The organism is Segatella copri (genome assembly GCF_019127135.1).
GTDB lineage: Bacteria > Bacteroidota > Bacteroidia > Bacteroidales > Bacteroidaceae > Prevotella.
Window position 1 is genome coordinate 1 of sequence record NZ_JAHOEA010000033.1, and the last position, 25,760, is coordinate 25,760.

The window sequence follows — 25,760 nt, forward strand, 5'->3', positions numbered from 1 at the left end:
AGGAGGATACCACATGATAGGCAAGCTAAAGAAGGGCAGCTCATTTGGTGGTTGCATCCGCTATGTTACAGGCAAGGACGAGGCGAAAATCATCGCCTCGGATGGTGTGTTACTCGGCACGAATGCCGAGATAACGCAAAGTTTCGAGCTACAGAGGCAGCTAAATCCAAGGATTAAGAAGCCTGTGGGACACATTGCATTGAGCTTCAAACCCGAGGACAAGCCACGTTTGACGGATGAGTTCATGGCTAAGATAGCCCTTGAATACATGCAGATGATGGGCATCACCGATACCCAATTCATTATCGTAAGGCATCACAACACGGACAATCCACATTGTCATATCGTGTATAACCGCATCAACAATGAGGGCAAACTCATATCAGACGCCCACGATTACAGGCGTAATGAGCAAGTGACCAAGGCTCTAAAATCCAAGTATGGATTGACTTACGGAACTGACAAGAGCAAGACTAACACTCGCAAATTGCGCAATGCGGAGCATGCAAAATACGAGATTCACAATGCAGTCAATGATGCCTTAAAAGTTGCAGATAGCTGGCAGAAGTTCAAGAATGAACTTGCAAAACGAGGTGTTTGCTTGGAGCTTGTTTATAAGGACAAGGAGAGAACCAAGGTACAAGGCATCCGTTTCAGCAATGATGGATATAGCTTCAAGGGTACGCAGATTAGCCGAGACTATAGCTTTGGCAAACTGAATGCGAGATTTAAGGTAATGGAGAACCATTTATCAGCAAGAGCCAGTTCTACTCAACAATATGAGCAAGGTTGTTTCAAGGACGAGCTGTTGCCATTCATGTCGGAGAGCAGCCTGAACCCATGGAATGGTATTTCTTCCATAGGACTCTTTGCTCCTGCCAATGCACAGACCTTTGAGTCTTTCCCTGAGGATGAATCAGCCAAGAAGAAAAAGAAAAAACGCAGAAGAGGCTTTAGCCTTTGATGCAAGTTACAAACCATTCAAACAACAAAAGAAAGATGAAAGAAGAACTATTGGAAGCCATCTACGGCACAGTTGAGAGATTGGAGCAGAAGGTTGATGAACTTTCTGCTTCACCAAAGAACGCAGGAGCGGAAACAGTTCTCAGCCCTGCAAGTATTGACACAAGGAAACTTGAAAAAGCCATCCTTTCTGTATCTGCAAAAGAAGAGGAAACTATTGGAAAAATGGCAAAATTAAGAGAGGCTATCTGCATCTTTACCGACCTTACCAAGAAAGAAATAAGTAAAGATGAACAGCGAAGCAAACTCTTGTTTGATACCATTAGTCAGTTGAAGCAAGAGCAAAACGCCACATCAAAAGTTGTGCAGGACAAACTTCACGCAATGGGTAATACACCTCAAAAGAAGATTGTCACCCATTGCTTCGAGCCAACTTCAAAGTATGTTCTTCTTTTCATTGTTGGCATGGCTCTGTCACTTGTCATATCCATTTGGGGCAATCTTACCCAATGGCGAGAGCACCAAGATTGGGAGGAGGCAGACTTGAAGTATCGGGCATTGAAGATGGTTCTTCCATCTGACGACCCCAATGTTCGATACATCGAAAAGAACTTCTCTGTATGTCCTAATAAAGAAGTTATAGAGAAAGTGAGAGCTCATGTAAATACTTACGAGGACTCAATTCGCTACCATACCGAAATGATACAGATGGCAGCAATTAAAGATAGCATTGCTAATAGCCTATTTAAAGAGGCAAATGAAATTAAAAAGAAAATTAATAAGAAATAATAGACAACGGTCATCGGCTACAAGCACATCCTTCGCTTCGATAAAGTAAAGACGAACGGTCTCCGTATCGTGTTTGATAGTGCAAGAACTTGTCCATGCATCAGCAACATAGCAGAATACTGACTTTTCATTAACTCTCAACTGTTCATTCGCGTCCGTGATGCCACTTGCTTGACATTGCGGACACTTTTTCTTTTATGGTAGCTATGAAGAGGAAATTGATAATTATAGCAGTTTTGGTTATCTCATTTGTTGCATCTTATATCTTATACTACACGAAACAAAATGATGCCGATATTGATCCTGTTAAAGTCGAAGAATATACGGCAGTCTTAGAAAACAGTGTTGACTTGGATTCCATTGCAGGAACATATTGCGGTGTATTGCCTCCTAATGTTGAAACAATACTCACGCTAAATGCAGATGGCACCTATAGTTTGAAGCGGAAATCTGCGAACGAATCGGATAGTTGTGAAGTGTTGAATGGCATCTTCAAAGTAATTGACGGCAGTATTTTGATGCTTGAACATCCGTCAAGTGGTGACAACATATTTTATAAGGTGAAGAATGACAGCGGTATTATTCTGATAGATTCGTTTGGGAATGAGCCAAAAGCAAGAGACTCTAAATTATATATCTTGAAAAAATAAAATGGACTTCATTTTTGAATTAATATCAGAATATAGTTACATATACATAACTTATATCGTATTATTGTGTTAAAAATTAGCTTTTCCTTAGAAAAATCTTGCATAAAATATATTTTTATCAAGGATTTGCTATATTTTTGCGAGCAGATTTAGTAATTAACATAATATGGTGTATATGAAACTTAAAAGATTATTAAAAATCACAGTTTTTGCATGCTTACTATTTTCTGTTGTGAGTTGTCAAAATGATTCGCCAGAAGAAGTGATGTATAGCAAAACTTCAATGGAGCAACAGACAGAACAAAAGTTGCAATGTCTTTATGAAATGTATAAAGACAAGCCTATTCAGTCTCTTTTCAATACAACACGAGCAACTCGAGAAGTATTAAATGGAGAATGTGTTATCGGTGCGATACAATATTGTGGAAATCATTTTAACGAGAACATCTCAAAGAATGAAATTGTGAGATATTTCGGAGACAAGGTTCAAAGAGACAGAAATGGCAACATCACAGGAATAGCCTTAAATACGTCTGATTGGGATGCCGCATTAAACAATTGGTTTACGGCTACATATCCTTATAGCCAAGCTTACCTGATAAACGAAATAGCCAATGGTAAAATAGCTTGCTGTAGATTGGGGAGCGATAGAAGTCATGCCGTTGTTTTATTGGGAGTTGATGCAGATGCGGGGAAATTCATATATTATGATCCTGTTCTTGGTGGCGAAAATAACAAGGCGGCTTTTACTGAAATATATGACCCTAGAATTATTACAAAAAAGTAAAATGTATAGCTTAGAAAGATGCAGTTGAAACTCTATATATTTTAAACCAAAGAGTCATGGATGTTATAAAAATATCCAGGACTCTTTGATTATTTATAAAAATACTTAAACTATTTCATCAATATAGGTATGTCATAACTTCCATAACCAATAATTTCAACATCTGTAAGAGGATGGATCGGGGTCAGTGAACCTTGTATTTTATACTGAAAATAAATGGTGTCTGTTTGTTGAAGTTTATTAATTCGGATATTCTTTACTTTATCAAAAGCCTCCAATGTTGCACTCTTGAATTTTTTATTGTTGCAATCCACAACTTTTCTTTTGACAACATTTCCCTTGTTATCTGTTTTATATTCAATAGCAACAATTGCCTCTTGGTTACTGGCTTGAAGCTTTATAGGATATTTACAGATATGGCTTAATTTTGATACAAGCAACTGCTTATCTTCACAACTACGATACCCTTGAGCACTGGCTTGTAAAAATAATAATACCGCTATAATAATCAATATTTTTTTCATACCACAATTTTACAATAAGATACTAATTCAATTTTACAAAAATACATAAAATATTTATGAAATAAGAAAAGTTCTCTGTAAAATAGCTTTTTGTGTAGAAAAAAGATATAATATTTAGTATATTTATAAGATTTTATAAATATTTTACATATATTTCGTGTCAATTTTGTATCTTTGTGTCGTTTTTTGGGTGGTATTGTCTATTGACTTTCCACATTAGTTATGGGACTTCATGAAAAAACGACTATTGTCTTTCTTTTCTTGACAGACCTTTTCCTCTCGTCATTCTCTCCCTTGTGGCAGAGTCTATTCGCATTGTGTTTAGCTTAAAATCTACAAATTGACTACAAAATGAGAAAACTCACCTTGTTATTGTTGTTGGGTGTCTCTCTTGGCAACTCAGCCCAAACACCAGGCGGAGTTGATGGAAGCGAACTTTGGTTCAAGGTGGCTCCCTTGACCACTGACCTGCAAGGCTACTATCGTTGGCAGGATTTCTCGGGTGACTCCATACGGCTGATGCTGATGGACAAACCAGGGCACCAAGTCGGAGCTAACGATTCCGCAAAGCTCAGTTCATTACTTTAATTTCAATCCAAATCTTTGGCTCTCTGACGGCTTCCGCAGTCTAAGTGCCAGCTTTAAACGCTGTAACCTGTCGCAGGCTACCGTTGTCGGTGTCTTTGCTCCCGATTTGGCAGCCATTGGAAACGATATGGTGCTCTTGGGCATTGACGGACGCAGGAATGACGGAGCCATTCTCAGCAAGGACAAGGTGGCAAGAAGTGCGGGAACGGAGCCTTTGGATTATGGCTCTACTACAGGCGAGGATCTTCTTTACCAGTCAAGCGATTCCCTTTCTGAGAATGGTTTCAAGGAAAGTGCTCTTCGGGTGGTTTCCTATTTCAAGGTCAACAGTCCATCGACATCGTTGTGGGGTGACAACTCTAACTCGACCGTCTTGCTTGGCACTCCTTACTCTGCAAGCAACTACGGCACTGTTTTCACAGCCTCGCAGTTCGGCAACAATACCTTCAAGGGATATGCGCCTGAGCTCATCGTGTTCGGCAGGATGCTGACACCGCAGGAGCGCAAACAGGTGGAAAGTTATCTGGCAGTCAAGTATGGAATCACCTTGAAAGGCTCATACCTTGATAGTGAGGGTAACCTGCTATGGGACATTGCGGAGAATGAAGCCTACCACCACCGTGTTACCGCTTTCGGCACAGATGCAGCTGGCAGTCTCATTCAACCTCTCTCAACAACCTCGTATGAGGAAAGTCACATGTATTCGGCATTGAAGGACAATGGACCTATTATGACTCCAATCCTTACAACCTGTCTTCGGCATCACGCCTGCTTGTGATGGGACGTGAGGCAGGAAACGCAATGCCGGACGAGGGATATACATTCTGGGGGGACGATAACGCATCGCTTGCGACATAAACATCTCCTACCGATTCTCTGTGGCATGTTTTGAAGCGCACGTGGATGATTAAGACTAATGTGCCTTCCTCACCAGACAGCACAATGACACGATGGATAGGACAAGGACTTGAAGTGTTCAAGAACGGCTTTATCGACAACCTAACACAAGAAGCGGCTGCATCTGGTGCATACGCCGTAACTCCAGCCTTTGCAGAAGGTGGCGGAGCGTTTGAGTTTACTTGTCCGACAAGCCATCCGACCTTTGACATGGGCTTTGCTGGCAATGGCGGAAACACCTGTAAATACGGATTTAGGTTTGGCAACGATGGCAATGTGTATGCCATCACTGACGGAGTTGTTTCAAAAGCAACCACAGCAACAGATGTTGACGGAACAGACATCTCCATACGCAAAGAAGGTAAAGTAATATATCTGCGCATTGACGGCATCGGAAGTGCCACAAGAAGCATCACCATTCCCGAATCAAATTCAACGGATGCAAGCATGGGCATCGTCAGAACCGAAACATCGGATGTGCCGTTGGATTTATATGGATTGCGTACAGGAGGCATCGGCGATATTGGTAGCTTTGCAGAACTCAGTTACGACCTCATGCCAAGCAAGGAGTTTGCCGATTACAGCCGCAAGCGTACCGTCATGCTTATTGACCCAAGCGGAGAAGGTGAGTTTGACACAGGCAGTAATAGCAACGTCAGATGCTCCAAACCGGACATTGCCAGAGGAAAGACCGTTTTCAGAAACATATTCTGGGATGCAGACGGCAGCGGAAGCGATGTCTTCACGTTCGCCTATTATGACGGCATTGCCGTAGAAGCCCTTGCCGTCCACATAGTCGTTGTTGTCCTCGCCATTGTACGGCACTGCAAAGGTTGCATAATTATCCTTGATAACCTGCAACTGCTCAGCATATTTAACCTTATAGTCAACAGAAAGTCCATCAGTCTCGCTACCTGCATACTGGATGCGGCGTGGGTCTGAACCGTAAGAGTCAAAGTTTCCAATCTTGCTGACTACACGCTGGCTACCAATATAGATGTGCTTGGTATAGCGTCCGCCTTCGTTGGCAACCAAATATGGACTAACGTAAAGAGAGAACTTGGCTGTATTTGTGCGACCGCCAGCAAACTCTGAGTTCACATAAACTTGGTCACTCTCGCCTGATGTCTTCACCGTACGCTCTCCGTCAGCATCATACCAGTAGTTAGTCACGAAGCCATTGTCATCAGAAGCAAGGAGACGGTTCTCCTCATCCCATTTGAGTTTGCGTTCCGTGGTCTTCTCGTCAGCCATGCCATCCTTCTTTGTACGGCTTGTATTGACATAAATGAGGTTTCCGTTGGCATCATACTCGTAGGCATGACCAATAGAAGTGCTAAAATTGTTGACGCAAATAGATAGTTATCAGAATACAGATTAAAGAGTATCACGACATTGTTTCAATATAATGCCGTGATACTCTTTTTTTACACGCTTGCAATTGCTTTCTTTTATTATTCGGCTACAAGCTATTAGTTACAGAATGGAAAACAAATTACCATATTTAGAGTTATTTGATATTGTTTTAATATTATGGTACTCTATACTATGTTTGAGATGTAAATATGAATACGATAAATTAGAGCTATTATAAATTTCAATATCAAAATATTTATAATCAACGGTTCTAATGGTATTGCATTTTATCCTCTGTAACATATTTCGTATTGAATCAACTTTTGAATAGTTCCATCCTAAGTTTTTCAATAATAGATTAAAATTCTTGTTATCTAACCTTTGTGAGTTAGCTTTTTGAGTGACTCTTTCTCCATTAATTACTTTTTTGCTTATTATAATAATATCAACACTATTATTTTTATCATTAATATTAAAAGTAACATAATTTTCTTTTTTTAAATTTATTGGAATAGAGTTATTAAACAAATTAGTAACATCAAAAAAAAGCTCTGCATTATTTTCAAAATTTTTTTTCATCCACAACACATCGCGACTCTTACTGTAATCACATGATTGCAGCAGTTGTAAAAGTATTAAACCAAGTAATATTTGCATTAAATATTTCATACCTGTTATTTTAAATTTCTCTGAAGGAATGATATTCCTTCAGAGAAATTATTTAAAAATTATTTCATATGAGACTTATAATAATTAAAGCCTCTAATAATCCATCTGCTATCTTTCGGATTATCTCCATAAGGCCAACCAATTTCATAAATAGGGCCTCCTCCCATAACACTTGGATAATAACCGGTAACTATAATCGGTCGCCATGATTCTGGTACATAAGGAGTTGGTCTCTTGCCCAATTTGTAATCTTCAGCCCATTTTTGCATTTCGACAGCCCCTGCTGTCTTCAACATAAATTCTTCAGAGAACATCCAGAAACTTTTGCCTACTACTCCAAAATGGAAATTATTCAAATCTTCAGCCCTGGCTTTAGGATTGTTCCTAAACAAGAAATAAGTTTCAGGTAAATCTCCTAAACCTTTACTTTTATCTTTTCTATAAAATGCTATACCAAGAATATGATATTTCATAGAACTGGTTTCAGAGTTTTTGTTAGCTGGACTTCGGTATTTATAATCCCACTTTCCATATTGCTGAACATAGTTTTTAAAAGTAAGTGGCGAGAACAAATCGTCAGATTCTTTTGCATTATCAGAAAGCAAATTGTCAAACCATCCATTAGCATTAATAGTGGATCCAAGCGAACCAATACACCTATTGTTTAAGAATACTCTTGTATCTGGGTCGTTAGGATTATAGTAATTAACATATCCTCGATTATTAATTACAATGCTGTCCCCATTTACATCTATATATTTAATCGGGTTATTTCCAACATATGAATATGGATTAAAATTGGGATAATTTTCAGAATATCTATCCACACTAAGGAATTGACTAAGCTTCGGTTCATAGTACCTTGCCCCATAGTAATACAAACCTGTCTCCTCATCGAATTCCTTCGCATTGAAAAGATAAGGTGTATTCCAGATGTTGTTGCGCTCCTCAACGAACACTTCACCGAAAGGTACATACTCAATGTGTTGCACCACCTCGCCGTCAAGGTTGGTGATGTAACTACTGTTACCCAAATGGTCTGGGTGGTAGTAGAACTGCATCTTCTCGTATGTATCGCCTTCTTGGAAATTGTTCTTCATTGCTCTTGCCATTACACGTGCTTGCGCAGCCTCCAAGCTGCCGTCATTGCAGCAGAAGCCCTTGCCGTCCACATAGTCGTTGTTGTCCTCGCCATTGTACGGCACTGCAAAGGTTGCATAATTATCCTTGATAGCCTGCAACTGTTGAGTATATTTAACCTTATAATCAACAGACAAGCCATCAGTCTCACTACCTGCATACTGGATGCGGCGTGGGTCAGAACCGTAAGAGTCAAAGTCACCAATCTTGGAAACGACACGCTGGCTACCGATATAGATGTGCTTGGTGTAGCGTCCGCCTTGGTTAGCAACGAGATAAGGTGATACATAGAGTGAGAACTTGGCGGTGTTCGTGCGACCTCCAGCAAACTCGGAGTTTACATACACTTGGTCACTTTCGCCAGAAGTCTTCACTGTGCGCTCACCGTCAGCATCATACCAATAGTTGGTCACAAAGCCGTTATCATCAGAAGCAAGGAGACGGTTCTCCTCATCCCATTTGAGTTTGCGCTCTGCGGTCTTCTCGTCAGCCACGCCGTCCTTCTTTGTACGGCTTGTATTGACATAAACAAGATTACCATTGGCATCATACTCATAGGCATGATTGTTGTTCACATTCTCACTCTCCGAAGGCGTCTCCTCTGTGCGGTAGTTCACATCCTTCACATTGGCGAGTTGGAATCTCTTGCCTGTGTCAGTTCCATAAGTGTATGACAAATCATAACCTGCATTCAATGTGCCGTTAAACTGCACATTGTTCTGCGTGAGAATCTGACGCTTCGATGTGATACGGTGCATGTTGTCGTAGCCCATTGCAAGGGTGTAGCTTGCGGTCTTGTTGTCCGCACCTGTATAAGTACCTGTTGCGCTTACAAGACGGTAAAGAGCATCGTATGTATAGGTATGCGCCATCTGTCCGCCAGCCTTTCCACTCTGTGGAACTGATGCACCGTTTACCACGCTGAGCACATTGCTCACCGCATCGTAAGTGTAGGCGTTATCCATGATGGTGTTTCCACCACTGTTCACCGTGAGGTTCTGCAATCTGCGACGCTGTGGGTCGTAGGTGTAGAAGGTCTCTGCACCGTTGCAATACTTCAAGTATGTGCGCTGCTCAAACTTGTCATAGCCTATCTTGCTCACATAGTCGTAGCCGTAAGACTTGTAGCCATGAACCTTTTCAAGCTGACCACCGAGATTGTAAGAGTAAGTAATCTTCTCCTCATCAGGATAGATCATCTCCAACAGACGGTTGTGGCTGTCGTAAGTCCATTGCGTCACATAGGTTGCTATTGCCTGATTAGGCACAATCATCGTGCGGCGGGTCTTTGTCACCTCGCCCATCTTGCCATAGAAGTATTCGATGGCACCTGTTCCATCCTCACGGAGCATCAAGCGACCGATACGGTTCTGAGAAGCGTTGCGACCACCATAGTAATACTTCACATTATTCTCCGGGTGGTCAGGATAGTTGATACCCGTCAGACGCTGATAGTCGTAATCGTAGGTGATGAACTTGCCTTCCTTTGCAAGGTTGGCAGTCTGCTTGGTCAGCACATTGCCGAGCGCATCATAAGTGAAACTTGTGATGCCGCTTGCAGGATGGTTCACCTCAGTACGGCGGTCACCCATGTCGTAAGTAGAGGTCGTCACATTGCCCTCCGTGTCGGTAACACGAACAAGACGCTGTATGCCGTCATACTCAAACGAAGTGGTAATCTCACTGTCAGGACCGCTCTTCTGGATGGTCTTTAAGGTCTTGCCACTGCCATTGGTATGGGTAGCCTGGACATTATGGAGTGCGTCTGTTACGGTTGTAACAAGTGCATGACTGCCGTTGTCAACAGTATAGGCCGTAGTTGTCGTAGAGTTGTCCGGCAATGTCACTGAGGTAGCACGGTCGAGCACGTCATAAACAGTAACCGTTGGAGATACATTGTCAAATGACTTGTTGAATGTGGACTTCGATCCAGTTCCTTCCGTTGTAGGATAGAAGGCCTTTGCCACACGTCCGAAAGCATCATACATGTTTCTTCCGCTGACTATCATCACGTTCTCATCCTTGGCAGAGTTTCCCTTGGATGCACTTGTCACAACACCGTCCTTCTTCACCTGCACGGCTCTTCCGAAACCGTCAACGAAAGTAACGGTCTCCAAGTCGTCGTTAGGGTGCTGGATGTCGTAGTGCTTGGTCACTGCGTATGCAGGAGCGGTAATGCCACTCTCACCAAAGGTAGCCAAAGGCTGATATTCAAAGGCGATGGCATAAGGCACGCCTGTAGCCAACTCGTTAGGACCACGCACGCCAGTGATGCGACCGAGGTCGTCAACATCAGTCTCATAGTAGAAGTTGTTGAGGTCGCGATGCTCCTTGGCAATACCATAGCGATAGTCAAAATTGCCTTGCTCGCTGCGGTAACCCCACGCATCGTCAATACGCTCAACATACATGTTCATCTCAGGCTCATAGCGGTACTTGTACCACATGCGCTGTCCCTTGCCGTTGGCAGGGAGGGTCTTCTGGATGATGTTGCCGTAAGAGTCGTACTTGTAATCAGTAACTGCCGCACCGTCATTCAACTGCTGTGTAATCTGCGTGATGTGGTTGGCGTAGTTGGTATTATACTTCGCCGTCACATGGTGATAGAGTGAGCCGTCACCGCCAGTCACCGTAACATCTATTGGAAGTCCGAAGATATGCTTGCTTGCATTGTCGGTATATTTGATAGCAGTTGCATAATCGAACTTGCCGCTTCCGTCCTCGCCAAGACTGCCCTTGTCGCTGTACTTGTAGGACTTCAACTCACCATGATAGCCATTGAGGTAGTACTCATTCCATGCCTCGGATGTAACCACACCGTTTGCCGCTCCCTCATACTGCAAGTTTGCCGTATAGCGGAGAGGTACGAATGCAGATGCACGGTCACTCCAAAGGTTCACGTCACGCTTTGCGAATGTGTACTTGTCACCGTCGGCAGTCAGATAGTAGCTGTCGTAACGGTTCTTTGTCTCGGTGTACTTGTTGCCGTTGGCATCCTCTACGGATGTGGCGGTAACATTGCCCTGCGTGTAGTAGTTGGCAACATCGTAGTTCTCAACAGCCTGTCTGTAAACAGAATTGCCTTTCTCCGTGTCAAGGTTCTTGGTGATGACCTCACCGAAACCGAGAAACTCACGTTCATGGCGGTCACGCTTGCCGTCCTTGTACTCAAAGGCGGTTGTCATGACAGGACCATCGTCATGGATACCATCATCAACGGTTAGGGCAGACATTACCCACTTGCCACCAGGAAGTCCGTAGGTAGGAGTGGTATGCGCATAGTCGAGTGTGAAAGTGCCGCCCAAGGAGTTGGTGACAGACTTCAACATGTTTGTCCTGCCAATGGCAGAGCGTGTAACATTCAACTCGCTTTCCTTCTCAGACTCAACGATGTCAAGATAGCCGTCACCGTCCACATCCTGCAAAGAATATGTAGGGCGGTTGATGCTATGAGAGGTGGAAGCACCAGGGTTGGTTGAAATCTTGATGCTTATGACAGGAATGTTGATGGTCAAAGTGAACGCTGCATTTGCAGACTCTGATGTAGAGGCTGATTCACTAAGCGCACTTGCACCCTTCCAACTGATAGGCTCGTCAAAGCCATTGCCTGTATTGAGGGCAACAGTGATACCGTCACCATTCTTCCATACCTTGTCAGAAAGACCGTCAGAATTGATGTCGATAAGATTATACTCCTCTTCGCTTTCAGAGGTTACGAGACCAAAGCCTGCTGAGAAGCTACCGGAAGCCTTGTTTATACCTTGGTATTTCTCATCTTCAAATTTTCCCCAGTCATGACTTACATCGCCACCTGCGCCAATATTATAAGAAAGGCTCTTACCACTCTGTATGCGGTCAAGTCCCCAATCAATAGGTTCAGTAAAGGCATAGCCCAGATTTAATCTTACTTTCTTGTCGGAAAGAATCTTGTCTGGTAGTCCATCGCCATTGATATCTATGAACGATTCTACAGCTTCATCCGTATTCTTTGGCGCACTGCCGGAAATGGAGAATTGAGCCAACCATGAACTCTGTTGGTTCTGTGCGGAAGACTTGCTTCCGGAGATAAGTTTTGTAATGTCAGACACAGAAGCTACTGGATTGCCACCATATCCCCATGCCTCAGAAGCATTGTCTGAGTTATTAGCTCCGATACCCTTGTATATTTCTCCACTCAATCCACCTTGTGAGTTGGTGTATTGGATAGTACCACCAGCAATGATGTCAGGGAATCCGTCGCCATTCATATCCATCATGGCAATTTCCGTCTTGGAACTGCCATTTGCATTGTTATGGGTAATGCCAAGTGCACCACCTTGCACAACGGTACTCTTGCTTGATACCACTTGGCTTACAGCTGCCGCACCAGTACCCTGCAAATATTCACCTGCAAGTCCTGCCACCTCCGCATTGTTATCCAAAGGATTTGTAAGGAGTACGTCCTGTTCTGTCAATCGGGCAGTGCTTGCCTCGGTTGCAGTAAGATAGATGTCCTGTCGCTGACCGACCCACTTGTCCATAGAAGTCTGGTCTGTACCCAATGGAGTGAATGCCATTGTGAGAGGGTCAACCTTGTCGTTCTCGTTTTCAGGCAATTTCAGCAATGACTCGTCAATAGGCTTTGCAAATCTGCCCTCTGCCGAGTTATAAACAAAACCTCCCCAGCCACGGTAAAGCATACCGAAGCCAAGATTGTCATTCTCTGCATAGAATCCAGCAAGCACATTCTCTGTTACGAGACCTGCCGCATCTTTCAGAATGGAAACAGAGGCTGAAGTAACAGTTTCATTAGAGATTGCTGCCGGATAGCTGTATTCAAACCAGATGTTCTTTCCTGCAATAGTTGCAAATCGCAGAGTATCGGCTTTCAAAATGCCATTCTCGATGTTGAAAGACTTCTTGCCGATGAGTGCATCCTCTGTCTTGGCGGTCAAAGTAACCTGTCCATTGATGGAATTGTCAGAAAGGGTAAGCACTGGCGACACAACCAAAACGGTATCGGTCGCAGTGGTCAAGTATGGCTTGCCCTCTGCCAAGGCATTTGCAAATGTATTGTAGTGTGCAGGAACGGCTACCGTCTGTTCGATATTGGCAGAGTCCTTATAAGTCACAGACGCTTGCCAACCGATATTCTTCCAATCAACATTTGAGGTAGATGAAATCTCAAAGCTGAAGTTGGTCAGCTTTTCTGTATTCTCCAGACTGATGTTGAGTGAATCGCCATTGAAAGCCTCACCAGCCTTCAATGTACGAGCAAAGACAGTCTTCTTGGTATAGTTCGGGTTGTCGTTTCCGTCACTGTCTTTCTTGTCGTTGCTGCCGATGATGCTGAGAACAACATCGTCGGTTGTTACAGGCTTGTGGAAGACACTGTGAACTTCAACACTTGAACCATTCTCCACATTGGCAGAGGTGTTCACATCATAGATGGCACCATCCTCAGGCTTGTACTCTGTTGAAGAAAGCCCGTTAGGCAAAACATTAGATTCGCCAGCGTATGTAATGGTAGGCGACCAGTTCACCTTGTCAAATGAGCCGTTGCTTGTTTCCTCGGAACCCGACTGTACACGGAAATATATTCTGTCACCTCGCTTGACGGCAACAGAAGAGACTGCAGCGGCATAAGAACTGCCGTCGCCCTTTGCAATAGTCTTGTTCCAAAGCTCATTGCCACCCTTTTGAATGGCAACCCTCACACCGTCCGCTTTTTGGTATTCGTCAGCGTCATAGTCTCCTGTAGGAGCGACAAGGTTTACTTGACCTGCCACGCTTACTGTTCCATCCTTTGGCGCTTGCCATACACGCACAATATCCTCCATAGGGGAGTTCTTGATGGCTTCCGCCTGCTCATCCTCGCTAACCTTCATGACGGAAGTGTCAACCTTGCCACCATAGATGATAGGGCTTGGCGTGTCGGCACTGCTCAATGTAAATGTAGGAACGGCATTGCCAGACTGATCAAACTCCAAATGGTTGAAATATACCTTGCCATTGGAAACGAGGTCAACAAGTCCGTCACCGTTGATGTCGCTGAAATACTGAGTGGTCTTTGTCTTAGTGGTTGACTTGTCCGTTCCGACAACGGCAGTCAGAACATTCCAACCGACAACGGCTTTCGCACCGAAAGAGTTCGTAGAACTTTTGGTTGTCGAGAAGTTACTGATGCCCTTTACCTTGACAGGCTCACCATATACTACTTCTCCGTTGTCAGTCTTGACCTGTGGACGATAATATACGGAACCACCAGACTTATATACCTTGTCAGGAAGTCCGTCACCGTTCAAGTCAACGAATGCGGAAAGTCCCTTGCTGGTATCGCTGGAGTAGCTGTAAGAACCTCCTATTGTATTGCCTTTCCATTTGCTTCCGTCCCAAGGTCCCACACCTGCATAGAACGAACCGCTTACAGAAGAACTTGTCGTTCCGCCAAGTGCAGTAGGCTTGTCGCTGAAACGCTTGCTGACAGTCTTTAAAGGATTGACGAAACCTGCGTCAAGTCCGTCATCGTGCGTGTTCCATTTCTCGGAATCGTCCTTGAACGGAACATAACCCTTTTCTGCCTGCACATCATCATAATAGTCGAAGTTCTGGAAAGCCACTTCCTTTCCTGTGTTGTCATACTGTCTGACACCTGTGAGCATTTCCTTGTGGAATGCACCTTCCTTGTAGTCAAAGGCATAGCTGCGCAATGTCTCGCCCTGGAAATTCACGGTCACTTTCTCCAACAGCTTGTTGGAGGAGGCGAGGAATCCATAGCGGGCATTGTTGGTCTTTACCTGCTTAACCTTGTTGCCATCAAAGAGTACAACGGTGTGCGGTTCCTGTCCTGCATTACCTGCGTGAACCTCCTTCAGATATGCAGCCTTGGCCTTCAAGCCGCCACGCACATCCTCATCCACGATGTCATACACATATTCTATATAGTCACCGTGGAGTTCCTCGACACGTTTCAGCTTCCATTCGGCAATCACCTCACGGGTATTGCCCGAAGCATCGGTGACATTGCCCTTTACAACAGCTCCGTCACCGCCATAGATGTACTTGACACCCTGCTTGTCTGTAACCTCCCAATAATAGTTGGCAGGACTGTCACCCTTGCGGATGATACGGCTGAAATCACCGCCTTGGCGGGTGTAGAACTGGCGGTCAGCCTTTCTGTTCATCTTCTCGCCACGGTGTGCGACTCCCATCTGTCCGTTGTCATCCATGGTGGAGAGCATTGAACCGGACAAGAGATAAGTCTCCGTCTCTTTTGACATGTCATAACGAGGCACGCCCCACCGGGTGTCAAGCGTAATGCTTGGCACGCTGACGTTCCAACCCTCGCCAAGCCAACCGCTACCGCCCTCGCTGCTGTACTGCAAGCCAAGGCTTGGCTGCATGCCGTTTCGGGCAGGCGGCATCTCGAACGGATACTGCAGGTTGGCAGAGCCACGGTTGTTTGCGCTTGGAGGCGCAATGACATTGAGCTTCGCCGTCGGGTCTGCCGCCTTGATGTCGTTCATCATCGTCGGGGCAAAGCCTTCGGTCTGCGGTGACTCCGGGGCCTGTATCACGCCGTTGATCATGTCGGTGAAGTGGGTCGTCTTTGAAACGACACACTCTTCCTTCTTGTCCACACGCACACGCTCCAACGCAACCCAATGCTTCTCGGCCGGGTCGTAGTAATAGGTACGGATGTCGTCCTCGGTATAGCCGCTTGGTATTCTCGTGCGGTCATACTTTATCTTGACAGTCGCGCCCTCGCCTGTGAAGTGTGTTCCGTGAGGGAGAAAACGGTAGCCCTGTCCTCCTGCCGTGACATTGGTCATGGCAAAGTCAAGCTCAGGAACATTCTCCTCTCCGATAGAGTTCACGGAAAGGCTTCTGTTCCGAATGAGGTCTTTCTGAAGAACGACCAGTTTGCTACCTCCTACGGAGATACTGTCAGAGACACCCTTCTTGAAGAGTTTTCTCACGGCTGTCCCGTCCTTTGCCGAAAGGGACAGTGTGGCGGCAAGCAGTAAAACCAATGCCCACGCCACCTTCTGTATATAATTCTTCATGCGTATCTTCCTTTAAGTTACTTTACTGAGATTTTCCTTGTATGCTCCCCATTCTCGGAGATTGCCTTCACGACATACACACCCGATGCGGGAACCTTGAAGTCGGCTTGCTTGACGCTTTCGCCTGTCATTTGGCGTGACACTACCAGTTTGCCTGATACGTCAAACACCATCAATGTGGCTGCAGAAGGCTTGTCCTGTGTGAGTTTAGCCTCGTAGATGCCTGTCGTAGAACCGTTGCCATTGACAGTGAAATCCTCGTCTTCTCCAGAAATGAAGGAGTTGTCTGCCTGTCTGTCCGAGCTGCCCACATGGTTCTCCCTTGCCTGTGTTCCGTTAGGCATACTTGCATCACACTCGCTGCCGACATAGACGGTCATCGTTGTCGTACACTTCTTGGGCGTTTCTATCTGCACGTTGCCCCTTGTGGTGAATGAGGTTACAGGCGTACCGTTTACGGTAAGATCTGTGATATGTGTCTCGCCCTTTCCGTACTTGATGCAGAACCGCCATGCACGAAGTGACCAGACATATTCATGATGCACGGTCTGTCCGTTCAACTTGTATGTGACCTGCATATTGCGGACTGTAACACTGAGCACATCGCCCGGCTTGATGGTGACATATTTGGTTAGGCTTGTATATCCACCGGTTATGATATGCGCCTTGTCGCCCCGCACGTCGAAGCCATATTGGGTGATCTCGTCCGTGAGGCTTGGCTCCAATCCCACACGGTAGTTTGATTTTGTATCGTTCACCGTCCATGAGATGTCGCCAGACAGATAGGTCCTGGTGTCATGCGAGTATGATGTGTAGAGCGCATTGCCTGTGGCATAAATCTCGTTGCCTCCACCTTGTGATACGGACAACGTATAGGCACCGGGGGCAAGATTCGTGATTCTATGCGTGTCACCGAAGAATGTTCCTCTGGCAATGGTTTCTCCTTTTACTTTTCCTGCAACGGTGTCAACGCTGAGCACATAGGAATAGACTGGTGTACCGATGTTGATGCCGATGTCGATATACCCGTCATTGCGTGGAACTCCATTCTCGCAACTTGACGGCGTAGGAGTGGCATCATAGGAAATGCCGTCATAATAGGCGAATGTGAACACATCGCTTCCGCTTCCGTCTGCATCCCATAGGATATTGCGGAATATGGTCTTGCCCCTTGTCATATCAGGCTTGGAGCATCTTATGTTGCTATTGCTGTTGATGTCGAAATCACCTTCACCGCTTGGGTCTATGAGCATGACGGTACGCTTGCGGCAATAGTCCGAGAACTCCCTGTCCGGTGTGAGGTCATAGCTCAGCTCTGCCATATAACCGACATCATCTATTCCTCCTGTCCTCAAGCCTGCCATGTTCAAGGCGGACTCTGCTCCTTCCGTTCGGATAATGCCCACATTTGTGTCTGTGTCAGTTGCATCCGAAAGGGATATGGTTCTTGTAGCACTTCCTGTTCCGTCAACACGCAGATAGATGTTTTTGCCTTCCTTGCGGATGGAAATGTCCGTTCCGTCAACATCCGTGGCGATGTATGAATTTGAGACCGCCCCGTTGATGATCGGATAAACAACTCCAGCATTGGTGAACCGGAATCCATACTTGCATGTGCTGCCACCGATGCTTCCGAAGCCAACGTCAAAAGTCGGGTGACTTGTCGGACAGGTGAACTCAAAAGCACCGCCACCTCCAACAAGGGCTGGGGTCGTGGCATAAGCTCCGGAAGCGGCTTTCTCTTGGATGATATTGTCAGTAAAGCCATTCCTTGACACTTCAAGTCCTTGCGCAGTCCATCTTGCCACTGTACTGTCGGGCTTTGACGGCACGTTGGTCTTGACCATCCATGTACGTTTCATGACATGCCACAGGGAATCTGTAGGTGAGGTATATGTTGCAAGTGCCACATCATCGTCGCCCCAGAAAGTGAAGCCTCTGTCCGGCATCGGATTGCCGTTTTCACGTCCCATGACAAGCAGACGGGAAGCGGATGAAGGGTTGTATGGATTTGCGTCATGATAAGTTCCGTTCTCCTTCAAGGCCGCATACACCGGACTTTCCTCATATGATGTTGCGGAAAGCGGTTGGGAGAGACTTCCTGCCGTGTCGGTTCCAACTGCTGTGACCCTATGGTGGTAGGCTTGGTTCTCCGCCATGTCCCAAGTCAGGTTTCCGTCGCTGTCAAGATACGAGCCTTTGAGGGTGATGCCGTACTTTACCGCCAGATAGCTCTCCACTTTTCTGCGCTCATCGGGTGTAAGCATCCTGCTGAAAACAATAAGCTCAGGGGCATATCCCCGGATGGAAGCATTACCGAAGAGCGAGGTCGGGAAATCCGTACCGAAACTGCCAGAGGTGGAAGGGGTTCCGATGAATAATGTGGTGTTGGAGTTGTCTCCCCACAATGTTGTTGAAGGATTGCTTACCTTGAAGTAGGACACAACTCGCAGGGCGCTTTCCTTAAAACCGTTCTCGGACAAAGAATCACTTGATTGATAAAGCAGGTCTTCACCCGATGCTGAACCATAGTCCAGTGGTTCAACACCTCTACCCCTTACGGCTTTGTCCTTGCTCAGAATGGCTCCGTCGCCCTTGCGGCCGTCAAGAGCATAGACAACCATATCCTTGCCGATGGTTGCCAGTTCCGGTGAAAAGACACCGATGACGGTAGCCTGCGAGAGGTCGCCGTGCTTGAGTTTGGCACTCAGACAACGAAATCCGTCTGCGAGCCAGAGACTCGGATTGAAGTTGAAGTAATGGACTGAACTGTTCGGAAGAGTAAGTTCAGACTTGACGCCACGGCTGTCCAATAGCATCAGCCGTATGGAATCCCCTGAGAAATCCTGCCAACGGTAATAACCTTGCAGGTCTGAGTTCAATGGCGCAGTCTTGAACCACAGTTCGCTTCCGCTGACTCCTCCGGGCGTTTGCGCGAAACTGCCGAGAGCGAAGCCTAACAGTAACAAAGAAGTAAACTTTCTCATGCGCTGTCAATTTGGAGTGTTTGAAAAATATAAAAACGTATGCCTCTGCCGCGCAGGGAGAGACCAGTGAGAGAGAGAACGGACTGTTACTACGGAGAAGAATTGTGATATAGGCTGCTCCGTAAAGTCCTATTGTCACGTGGCAGGCCAACAGGCTTTACCACCAAAATAATGCTGCAAATATACAAAAATAATCTTAATAAACGGATATAATCTTTAAGAAATTTGCAGATTTAGCGTTTCTTTCTTATGATTTCGGTCGATCTTGCAGAAATCTTTTACATCTGTTGTATGTACTGGAGTTAGTTTGGCAAAAATTCACAAATGGTCACGGCTTCAGTTTCTTATGTTAGAATGTAAATCATGGTTTGAAACTGTACACACTCGGAGTACAAATGAAAACACTATATGCTTGTGTCGGAAAGGTATATATGAGCTGATGGTAGGGTCGTCATCAACAACAATGGCCCTGATTTGATAAACTCAGCAGGAATACTTGCTAATCATTTTTTTATGATGGGGTTATGTTCACAAGTTTGAGATTTCATGTAAAAAAGTCCTAATTTCTATATTTCTCTTCTTGCAAATTATGGGATATTAAGAAAAATATCGTATCTTTGTCGCACATTTAGGCGTTCTTTGTATATTGCAAGGTTGTGAAAGAAAAAGAATATAGCTCGTTTCTAAATCGTTAGCAGTTACATTCTTCAAAATACTTAACTCGCTGATATTCAATCAATAAAAGATTTTGTTGTGACTCGCACAATGCAATATACGCCTAGCGCAAGTGGAACACAGGGAGTCTTCGCCTATCAGGCGCTGCAGAAGCATTTTGATTATTCGGCAGCCTATGTTACGAAAGCTGTAGAAGGACCGGGAAGGTTTGCCGAAATCCTGAGACAGGAACTGCTCAACGGATGTCCGGTTTATCTGGAAGGCAGACCAGCCGGTTCGGCTTCCGGTCATGCCTGGGTAACTGATGGCTTCGATGAAAACGGACTCTTCCACATGAACTTCGGTTGGCAAGGTCAGGGCGATGCCTACTATTCGCTCACCAATCTCAATGTTTCGCAGACCGGAAGTGAGTTTCAGGGCAAACCGCTTGCCTTTAACCGTGCCATTACCGCCATCTTAGCTCATCCCAACAACGGGAAATATCCAGAAATAGAGCGCGGACTGCTGGAAACTTCGCCACAGCTGATGTTCAACGAGGGTGGTTCTCTCAGATTTGAAAAGGTTTCTGGAAAGTTATTCGACCCTTCACAGCTGGTAACTGTCGAGATGAATTCCTTTGTCAACAGAGGTAAGCCTTTCAGAGGCGACAGCGGTGTTGCCGTTTATGATGAAGCGGGGAATCTCAAGCAGGTGGTTTATTCTGATGATCATCAGCAGGGAGGCTTTACAGAAAGACTTTATGGCGGTGAGCAGGAGGGATGGATGGGAACAGATTATCTCATCAATCAGGCTCAGAAAATCAGTCTCAGTCTTGCCGGTCTGGAAAATGGCTATTACCATATCATCGCTATATGTGCAGCCCGGAGGGAGGATGGTTCATGGGATGATTTCCTGCCGATGAAGAAGGCACCTGTTATCGGGGTGGAACTGAAAGATGGTGCCGGTCGTATCTCTGAAATCTGTACGGAAGATGCTCATTTCCAGCTGATGGGGCAGCCAAGACTTGACGGAATAGCTGAACAGGGCAGCAAGGTACGTGCTTTCTTCACAATCAAGAACCTCAATGGTGTGCCGCGCGACTGTTACCTGAGAGTGAAACTATTGGATGAGAACCAAGAGGTAGTGCTGAGTACACGTGTGGACCAGCTGACCGAAATAGATGGTTTCAGCGAGACAGAAATCCCGATTCTCCTTCCGGTTCCTGCCCAGCTTGCTCCGGGATATTATCAGGTGAAACTGGAGATTACTTCGGATGAAGCCGAAACCCAGGATTGTCCGGTCAACGATATCCACGATCAGGATGCAGCCTATATAGAGGTGGTAAAAGGAGAGGAGAAACCGCTGATGGCAAAAGCTGAAGTTTTTCTGGCTGATGATGCGCATGAGAAGATAGAAGCCGGAAGCATCGATGTATCGAAGGTATCTCTCTTCAAGATGGGTGTGTCGCTGCGTACATCAGAAAACCTCAGTTACGTGGGGCATGTTTCCCTTATTTCTGAAGATGTAGATACTAAGGAAAAAATAGAGGTAAAGGGTATCAGCGATGAGGTAAGCGTCTCATCATCTTTCGAAGTGCCGCTTTACAGCTACTGGCTGCGCAAGAGTAATCTGCCTTGGGCCGATGATCATACCTACCTGTTCAGAGTGATGGGCGAGATTGGAGGAAAGGAAGTGGAACTGAAGAATCCGCAGGAACCTTCTTATTATCTCAAGCGAAAGGGCGATATCCTTATCCTCTATCAGGATACAGCTACAGGAATAGAAAATGCCACCACCTCTGATGTCGAAGCAGATATCAGACGCGAGGGACAACAACTCCTGGTTTCGGGTAAGGGCGTGAGAAAAATTAAACTGTACAATGCGGGAGGAAACTTGGTCAGACAAGCATCTGGTACGGATGTAAAAACAGTCAGCCTCTCTTTACTGGGCATCAGACAAGGCGTATATCTGTTGCGGGTAGAAACCGGTATGCAAAGCAAGACATATAAGCTGCTGCTTTAAACGGATGTTCTCTGTTTCGGAAATAGTACAGTGTTATCCGAAGTAAGTATAGTAAGTATAAAAAGAAAGCTCAGGGCAGATAGCCCTGAGCTTTTTTCATATCATGATTTCCGTATCATTTACTTCTGGCATTCCTTGCAAGGAGTCCAAGGCTTCAACTGCTTGAAGAAGTCGTTGCCCTTGTCATCTACGAGGATGAATGCAGGGAAGTCCTCTACGGTAATCTTCCAGATTGCCTCCATACCAAGCTCTGGGTACTCTACGCACTCGATGCTCTTGATAGAACTCTTAGAGAGAACGGCAGCTACACCACCGATAGTACCGAGGTAGAAACCACCGTGCTTCTTGCAGGCCTCTGTAACAACATCGCCACGGTTACCCTTGGCAATCATTACAAGGCTAGCACCGTGATCCTGGAACTCATCTACGTATGGGTCCATACGGTTGGCTGTGGTAGGTCCCATAGAGCCACATGGATAACCCTCTGGAGTCTTGGCTGGACCAGCATAGAGGATAGGGTGGTTCTTGAAGTACTCTGGCATCTCCTCGCCTGCATCCAGACGAGCCTTGAGCTTAGCGTGAGCGATGTCACGAGCTACGATGATGGTACCCTTCAAATTAACACGGGTGCTTACTGGATACTTGCTCAACTCAGCACGTACTGCGTCGATACCCTTGTCGAGGTCGATCTCGATACCCTTGGTACCCTCACCTGGGTTGCGGAGCTCCTCAGGAATCAACTCTGTTGGATTCTCATCCATCTTCTCCAACCAGATACCGTCCTTGTTGATCTTAGCCTTGATGTTGCGGTCGGCAGAGCAGCTTACACCCATACCGATAGGGCAGCTTGCGCCGTGACGAGGCAAACGGATGACACGGATATCGTGAGCCAGATACTTACCGCCAAACTGTGCACCCAAACCAATTTTGTGAGCCTCTTCGAGAAGCTTGTTCTCCAAGTCGATGTCACGGAAGGCACGACCAGTCTCATCACCTGTAGTAGGCAACTCGTCGTAGTACTTGATAGAAGCCAACTTCACGGTAAGGAGGTTCTTCTCAGCTGAAGTACCACCGATAACGAAGGCGATGTGGTAAGGAGGACATGCTGCTGTACCCAGACTCTTCATCTTCTCTACGAGGAATGGGAGCAGTGTGCCCTCGTTCTGGATAGTAGCCTTGGTCATAGGGTAGAAGTAGGTCTTGTTGGCAGAGCCACCACCCTTAGCTACCATTACGAAGCGGTACTCGTCGCCCTCTGTAGCCTCGATGTCAATCTGGGCAGGCAGGTTGCAACGGGTGTTCACCTCATCATACATATTGAGAGGAGCATTCTGAGAATAGCGGAGGTTGTCCTGTGTAAAGGTGTTGTAAACACCCAGGCTCAAAGCCTCTTCGTCCTCGAAGTCTGTCCATACACGCTGACCCTTCTCACCGTGGATGATAGCAGTACCTGTATCCTGGCAGAATGGGAGAATGCCCTTAACGGCAGTCTCTGCATTGCGGAGGAACTGGAGTGCTACATACTTGTCGTTCTCAGAAGCCTCTGGGTCGCTGAGAATCTTAGCTACCTGGAGGTTGTGCTCACGACGGAGTTTGAACTCTACGTCGTGGAAACCCTGCTGTGCCAGCAAAGTAAGAGCTTCCTTAGAAACCTTGAGGATAGTCTTACCCTCGAACTCTGCTGTACTTACGCCTTCCTTAGAGATAAGGCGATACTCTGTCTTGTCCTCTCCAATCTGAAACATTGGAGCATACTTAAATTCTGGAGTTTTTGCCATAATGTTTTTTGTTATTTTAAACTGTTGAAATATTCAAGTCTAATTAATTCTCGTATTCTATTTCCTGGTCGAGGCTGTCGACGAAGTTGCGGAAGACCTCTTCCTCCACATCGCCCATGGCAAACTCTTTCTCAGCATCCTTCCGGATTTCTGCTATCCATGAGCGGCGTGCCTTGATATAATCTTCGTGTATGCGGTTGGCATCTTCAAGTGTGATTTCTCCGATGCCGTAGTAATCGCAGATTATCTGGTAGGTCCATGCCCACTGGTAGTCGCGATAGTTGGCATTGATTTCTTCAAACCGGTCGAGCAACTGTTCTATATTCTCGATAGTTCCTTCCTTCACATCCCTAACGATGCGCTCCTCTTCAGAAACCGGGAGCAAGAGTCCCGAAAGATCATCCCAATCGCCCACGCCGACATGGCTGGCAGGAGGGGTGATGGCTGGGTCGCGCTTCAGTACACGCTTCAATACGGCACCCATGTAGATGCGGAGGGCGATATCATAATATTTGATGCCCTTGTGAAGCGATGAAGCCGGTATGATATATTCGTGATAGAGATACTGCGAAACGTTATCGCCCGTAACCTCGCGCAGGTTTTCAAGAATCTTCTTACCCTTCAGAATTTCGCCAACAGAATAAGGTGAAAGCCAGTCGAAGTTAACGATGCTCTTGCGGTTCTCCATAGCACGGAGATCACGCTTAGGCCATTTCTTGATATCGCGGTACAGACCTACGGTAGTGATGTTTCTGCCTGGGATGAGGAACATCTTGTCGCCATCTGCAATGAGGTAGGCGAAAGGCAGGTTGCGGGTGTTAGGGTGGTGCATCAGCTTGCCGAAGCATACTGAGAAGGAACCCAGAGTGGCTGGCATCAGGAGATAAGCACCGCTGGCAGTCTTGGAACCGCGCTCCAGAATGCCCCAGTGCATAGGTCCCATCTTGTAGGCATGGTTGGAGAAGTTGGTAGCAGAACCGGCGTTATAGAAGGAAAACATGCCTCCGATAAGCAGACTGCTCTTATGATGAGAAGCGGTGAAAGGACCGCAGAAGGCAGCACAAGCCTCGCCATTGCTCATATAGGAGTTGGCGAAGAATACGGAGGCTGATGCGGTAAAGCCGTTAGACAGCTGGCAGGCTTCGCCTACGAAGCAATCCTGTATCTTCACGCTGTTGATAACGCTGGCGCCTTCAGCGATGATGCTGTTTTCCGTAATAACGCCTGTGCCGATATACACGTTGCCATGAGCAGAGCCCAATAGCGTACAGTCGCTCAGACGGGAAGCACCATTCACTTCGCAATAATCATTGATTACGCAGTTGGTAATCTCCTTGGTATTGATAATCTTCACATTGTTGCCAATCTGTCCTCTTTCCGGCATCTTGTTGTCGATGTCGGTCTTGATGAGCTGGCGAATCTTCTCCTTCATTTCCTTGTCAGGGAAATGCTTCACCATGAAGGCTGCGAGCTGGCTGTTCAGATCGCTGAAGAGGATTACGTTGCCTTCTCCCACCTCGTTGAGTACGCTCACAAGATTTCCTTCGCCGTAAGTAGCTCCCTCGGTAGTTTCCAGGGTCGATATGTTTGAGATGTAGCAATCATCGCCAATGGTATAGTTGTTGATGAAATTGCCTACGTTTTCTATCAGACAGTCGTCGCCTATGGTTACATTGCGTAAGGTGGCGTTGTTGATGCCCGAATGCTTTACGAAGCCCTGGCTCACCTCCACGTTCTTGTTGAAGGATCCGATGTTTACTTCGCCATAGAGCATCACGCGGTGCATGAAGTTGGCCTTGAAATCTTCTGATACATTGACTGAGGTCCAGTCTTCGGCCCAGCAGTCGTTATGTTTAAGCACCTCGATTTCCTCGGTGGTTAAAGGTCTGTAATCATTCATAACTTACTTGT

General features: G+C 45.9%; 13 protein-coding genes and 1 pseudogene. 7 read left to right on the forward strand and 7 right to left on the reverse strand.

Translation table 11 applies throughout. The features are described 5' to 3' along the window. The first annotated feature begins 13 nt into the window (after positions 1-13). The 4 genes from KSW37_RS09645 to KSW37_RS09660 all read left to right on the forward strand — a co-directional run bounded on the left by KSW37_RS09645 (position 14) and on the right by KSW37_RS09660 (position 3,189). Positions 14-964 (forward strand): relaxase/mobilization nuclease domain-containing protein, encoded by a 951-nt coding sequence (locus KSW37_RS09645; protein WP_217743448.1) that lies wholly within the window; start codon positions 14-16, stop codon positions 962-964. A 35-nt stretch (positions 965-999) separates the two neighbouring features. Beyond that, positions 1,000-1,752 (forward strand): hypothetical protein, encoded by a 753-nt coding sequence (locus KSW37_RS09650; RefSeq protein ID WP_217314101.1) that lies wholly within the window; start codon positions 1,000-1,002, stop codon positions 1,750-1,752. Positions 1,753-1,958: 206 nt separating this feature from the next. Next, complete coding sequence (locus KSW37_RS09655) at positions 1,959-2,402, forward strand: copper resistance protein NlpE N-terminal domain-containing protein (RefSeq protein WP_254368597.1); 444 nt, start codon at positions 1,959-1,961, stop codon at positions 2,400-2,402. A 175-nt stretch (positions 2,403-2,577) separates the two neighbouring features. Continuing rightward, on the forward strand, positions 2,578-3,189 hold the full coding sequence (locus KSW37_RS09660) for a hypothetical protein (RefSeq protein WP_228115526.1): 612 nt from the start codon (positions 2,578-2,580) through the stop codon (positions 3,187-3,189). A gap of 110 nt (positions 3,190-3,299) precedes the next feature. On the opposite strand, the gene KSW37_RS09665 is transcribed toward KSW37_RS09660, so the two are convergent. Further along, positions 3,300-3,713, reverse strand: coding sequence for a hypothetical protein (locus KSW37_RS09665; protein ID WP_007900069.1), 414 nt, complete (start codon positions 3,711-3,713; stop codon positions 3,300-3,302). Positions 3,714-4,407: 694 nt separating this feature from the next. On the opposite strand from KSW37_RS09665, the gene KSW37_RS16010 reads away from it, so the two are divergent. Next, positions 4,408-5,079, forward strand: coding sequence for a hypothetical protein (locus KSW37_RS16010; RefSeq protein WP_254368598.1), 672 nt, complete (start codon positions 4,408-4,410; stop codon positions 5,077-5,079). A 291-nt stretch (positions 5,080-5,370) separates the two neighbouring features. Then, positions 5,371-5,568, forward strand: a complete 198-nt coding sequence (locus KSW37_RS16015) for a hypothetical protein (RefSeq protein WP_254368599.1) — start codon at positions 5,371-5,373, stop codon at positions 5,566-5,568. A 395-nt stretch (positions 5,569-5,963) separates the two neighbouring features. Here the strand turns inward: KSW37_RS16015 and KSW37_RS16240 are convergent. From KSW37_RS16240 to KSW37_RS09690, 4 genes and pseudogenes are all read right to left on the reverse strand, one after another. Then, a pseudogene (locus KSW37_RS16240) lies at positions 5,964-6,536 on the reverse strand (RHS repeat-associated core domain-containing protein); the annotation flags it as partial. Positions 6,537-6,674: 138 nt separating this feature from the next. Then, entirely contained in the window at positions 6,675-7,223 is a 549-nt protein-coding gene (locus tag KSW37_RS09680; protein WP_158462379.1) for a hypothetical protein, read from the reverse strand. Between the two features lie 59 nt (positions 7,224-7,282). Next, the gene (locus KSW37_RS09685; protein ID WP_217314102.1) at positions 7,283-16,408 is read right to left on the reverse strand and encodes a SpvB/TcaC N-terminal domain-containing protein; all 9,126 of its coding nucleotides are present in this window, start codon (positions 16,406-16,408) and stop codon (positions 7,283-7,285) included. Positions 16,409-16,425: 17 nt separating this feature from the next. Next, on the reverse strand, positions 16,426-19,395 hold the full coding sequence (locus KSW37_RS09690; protein WP_217314103.1) for a T9SS type A sorting domain-containing protein: 2,970 nt from the start codon (positions 19,393-19,395) through the stop codon (positions 16,426-16,428). Positions 19,396-20,148: 753 nt separating this feature from the next. Between KSW37_RS09690 and KSW37_RS09695 the strand changes: the two genes are divergently transcribed. After that, a complete protein-coding gene (locus KSW37_RS09695; protein ID WP_367397496.1) occupies positions 20,149-22,071 on the forward strand; it encodes a C10 family peptidase in 1,923 nt (640 codons plus the stop codon). A 119-nt stretch (positions 22,072-22,190) separates the two neighbouring features. On the opposite strand, the gene KSW37_RS09700 is transcribed toward KSW37_RS09695, so the two are convergent. Next, complete coding sequence (locus KSW37_RS09700) at positions 22,191-23,849, reverse strand: fumarate hydratase (protein WP_217314104.1); 1,659 nt, start codon at positions 23,847-23,849, stop codon at positions 22,191-22,193. A 43-nt stretch (positions 23,850-23,892) separates the two neighbouring features. Further along, complete coding sequence (locus KSW37_RS09705) at positions 23,893-25,749, reverse strand: DUF4954 family protein (RefSeq protein WP_217314105.1); 1,857 nt, start codon at positions 25,747-25,749, stop codon at positions 23,893-23,895. Positions 25,750-25,760 lie beyond the last annotated feature (11 nt).

Bases quoted from the DNA above. Each gene is read 5' to 3' on its own strand.
- KSW37_RS09645 (WP_217743448.1), top strand. From the start codon at position 14: ATGATAGGCAAGCTAAAGAAGGGCAGCTCATTTGGTGGTTGCATCCGC.
- KSW37_RS09650 (WP_217314101.1), top strand. From the start codon at position 1,000: ATGAAAGAAGAACTATTGGAAGCCATCTACGGCACAGTTGAGAGATTG.
- KSW37_RS09655 (WP_254368597.1), top strand. From the start codon at position 1,959: ATGAAGAGGAAATTGATAATTATAGCAGTTTTGGTTATCTCATTTGTT.
- KSW37_RS09660 (WP_228115526.1), top strand. From the start codon at position 2,578: ATGAAACTTAAAAGATTATTAAAAATCACAGTTTTTGCATGCTTACTA.
- KSW37_RS09665 (WP_007900069.1), bottom strand. From the start codon at position 3,713: ATGAAAAAAATATTGATTATTATAGCGGTATTATTATTTTTACAAGCC.
- KSW37_RS09680 (WP_158462379.1), bottom strand. From the start codon at position 7,223: ATGAAATATTTAATGCAAATATTACTTGGTTTAATACTTTTACAACTG.
- KSW37_RS09685 (WP_217314102.1), bottom strand. From the start codon at position 16,408: ATGAAGAATTATATACAGAAGGTGGCGTGGGCATTGGTTTTACTGCTT.
- KSW37_RS09690 (WP_217314103.1), bottom strand. From the start codon at position 19,395: ATGAGAAAGTTTACTTCTTTGTTACTGTTAGGCTTCGCTCTCGGCAGT.
- KSW37_RS09700 (WP_217314104.1), bottom strand. From the start codon at position 23,849: ATGGCAAAAACTCCAGAATTTAAGTATGCTCCAATGTTTCAGATTGGA.
- KSW37_RS09705 (WP_217314105.1), bottom strand. From the start codon at position 25,749: ATGAATGATTACAGACCTTTAACCACCGAGGAAATCGAGGTGCTTAAA.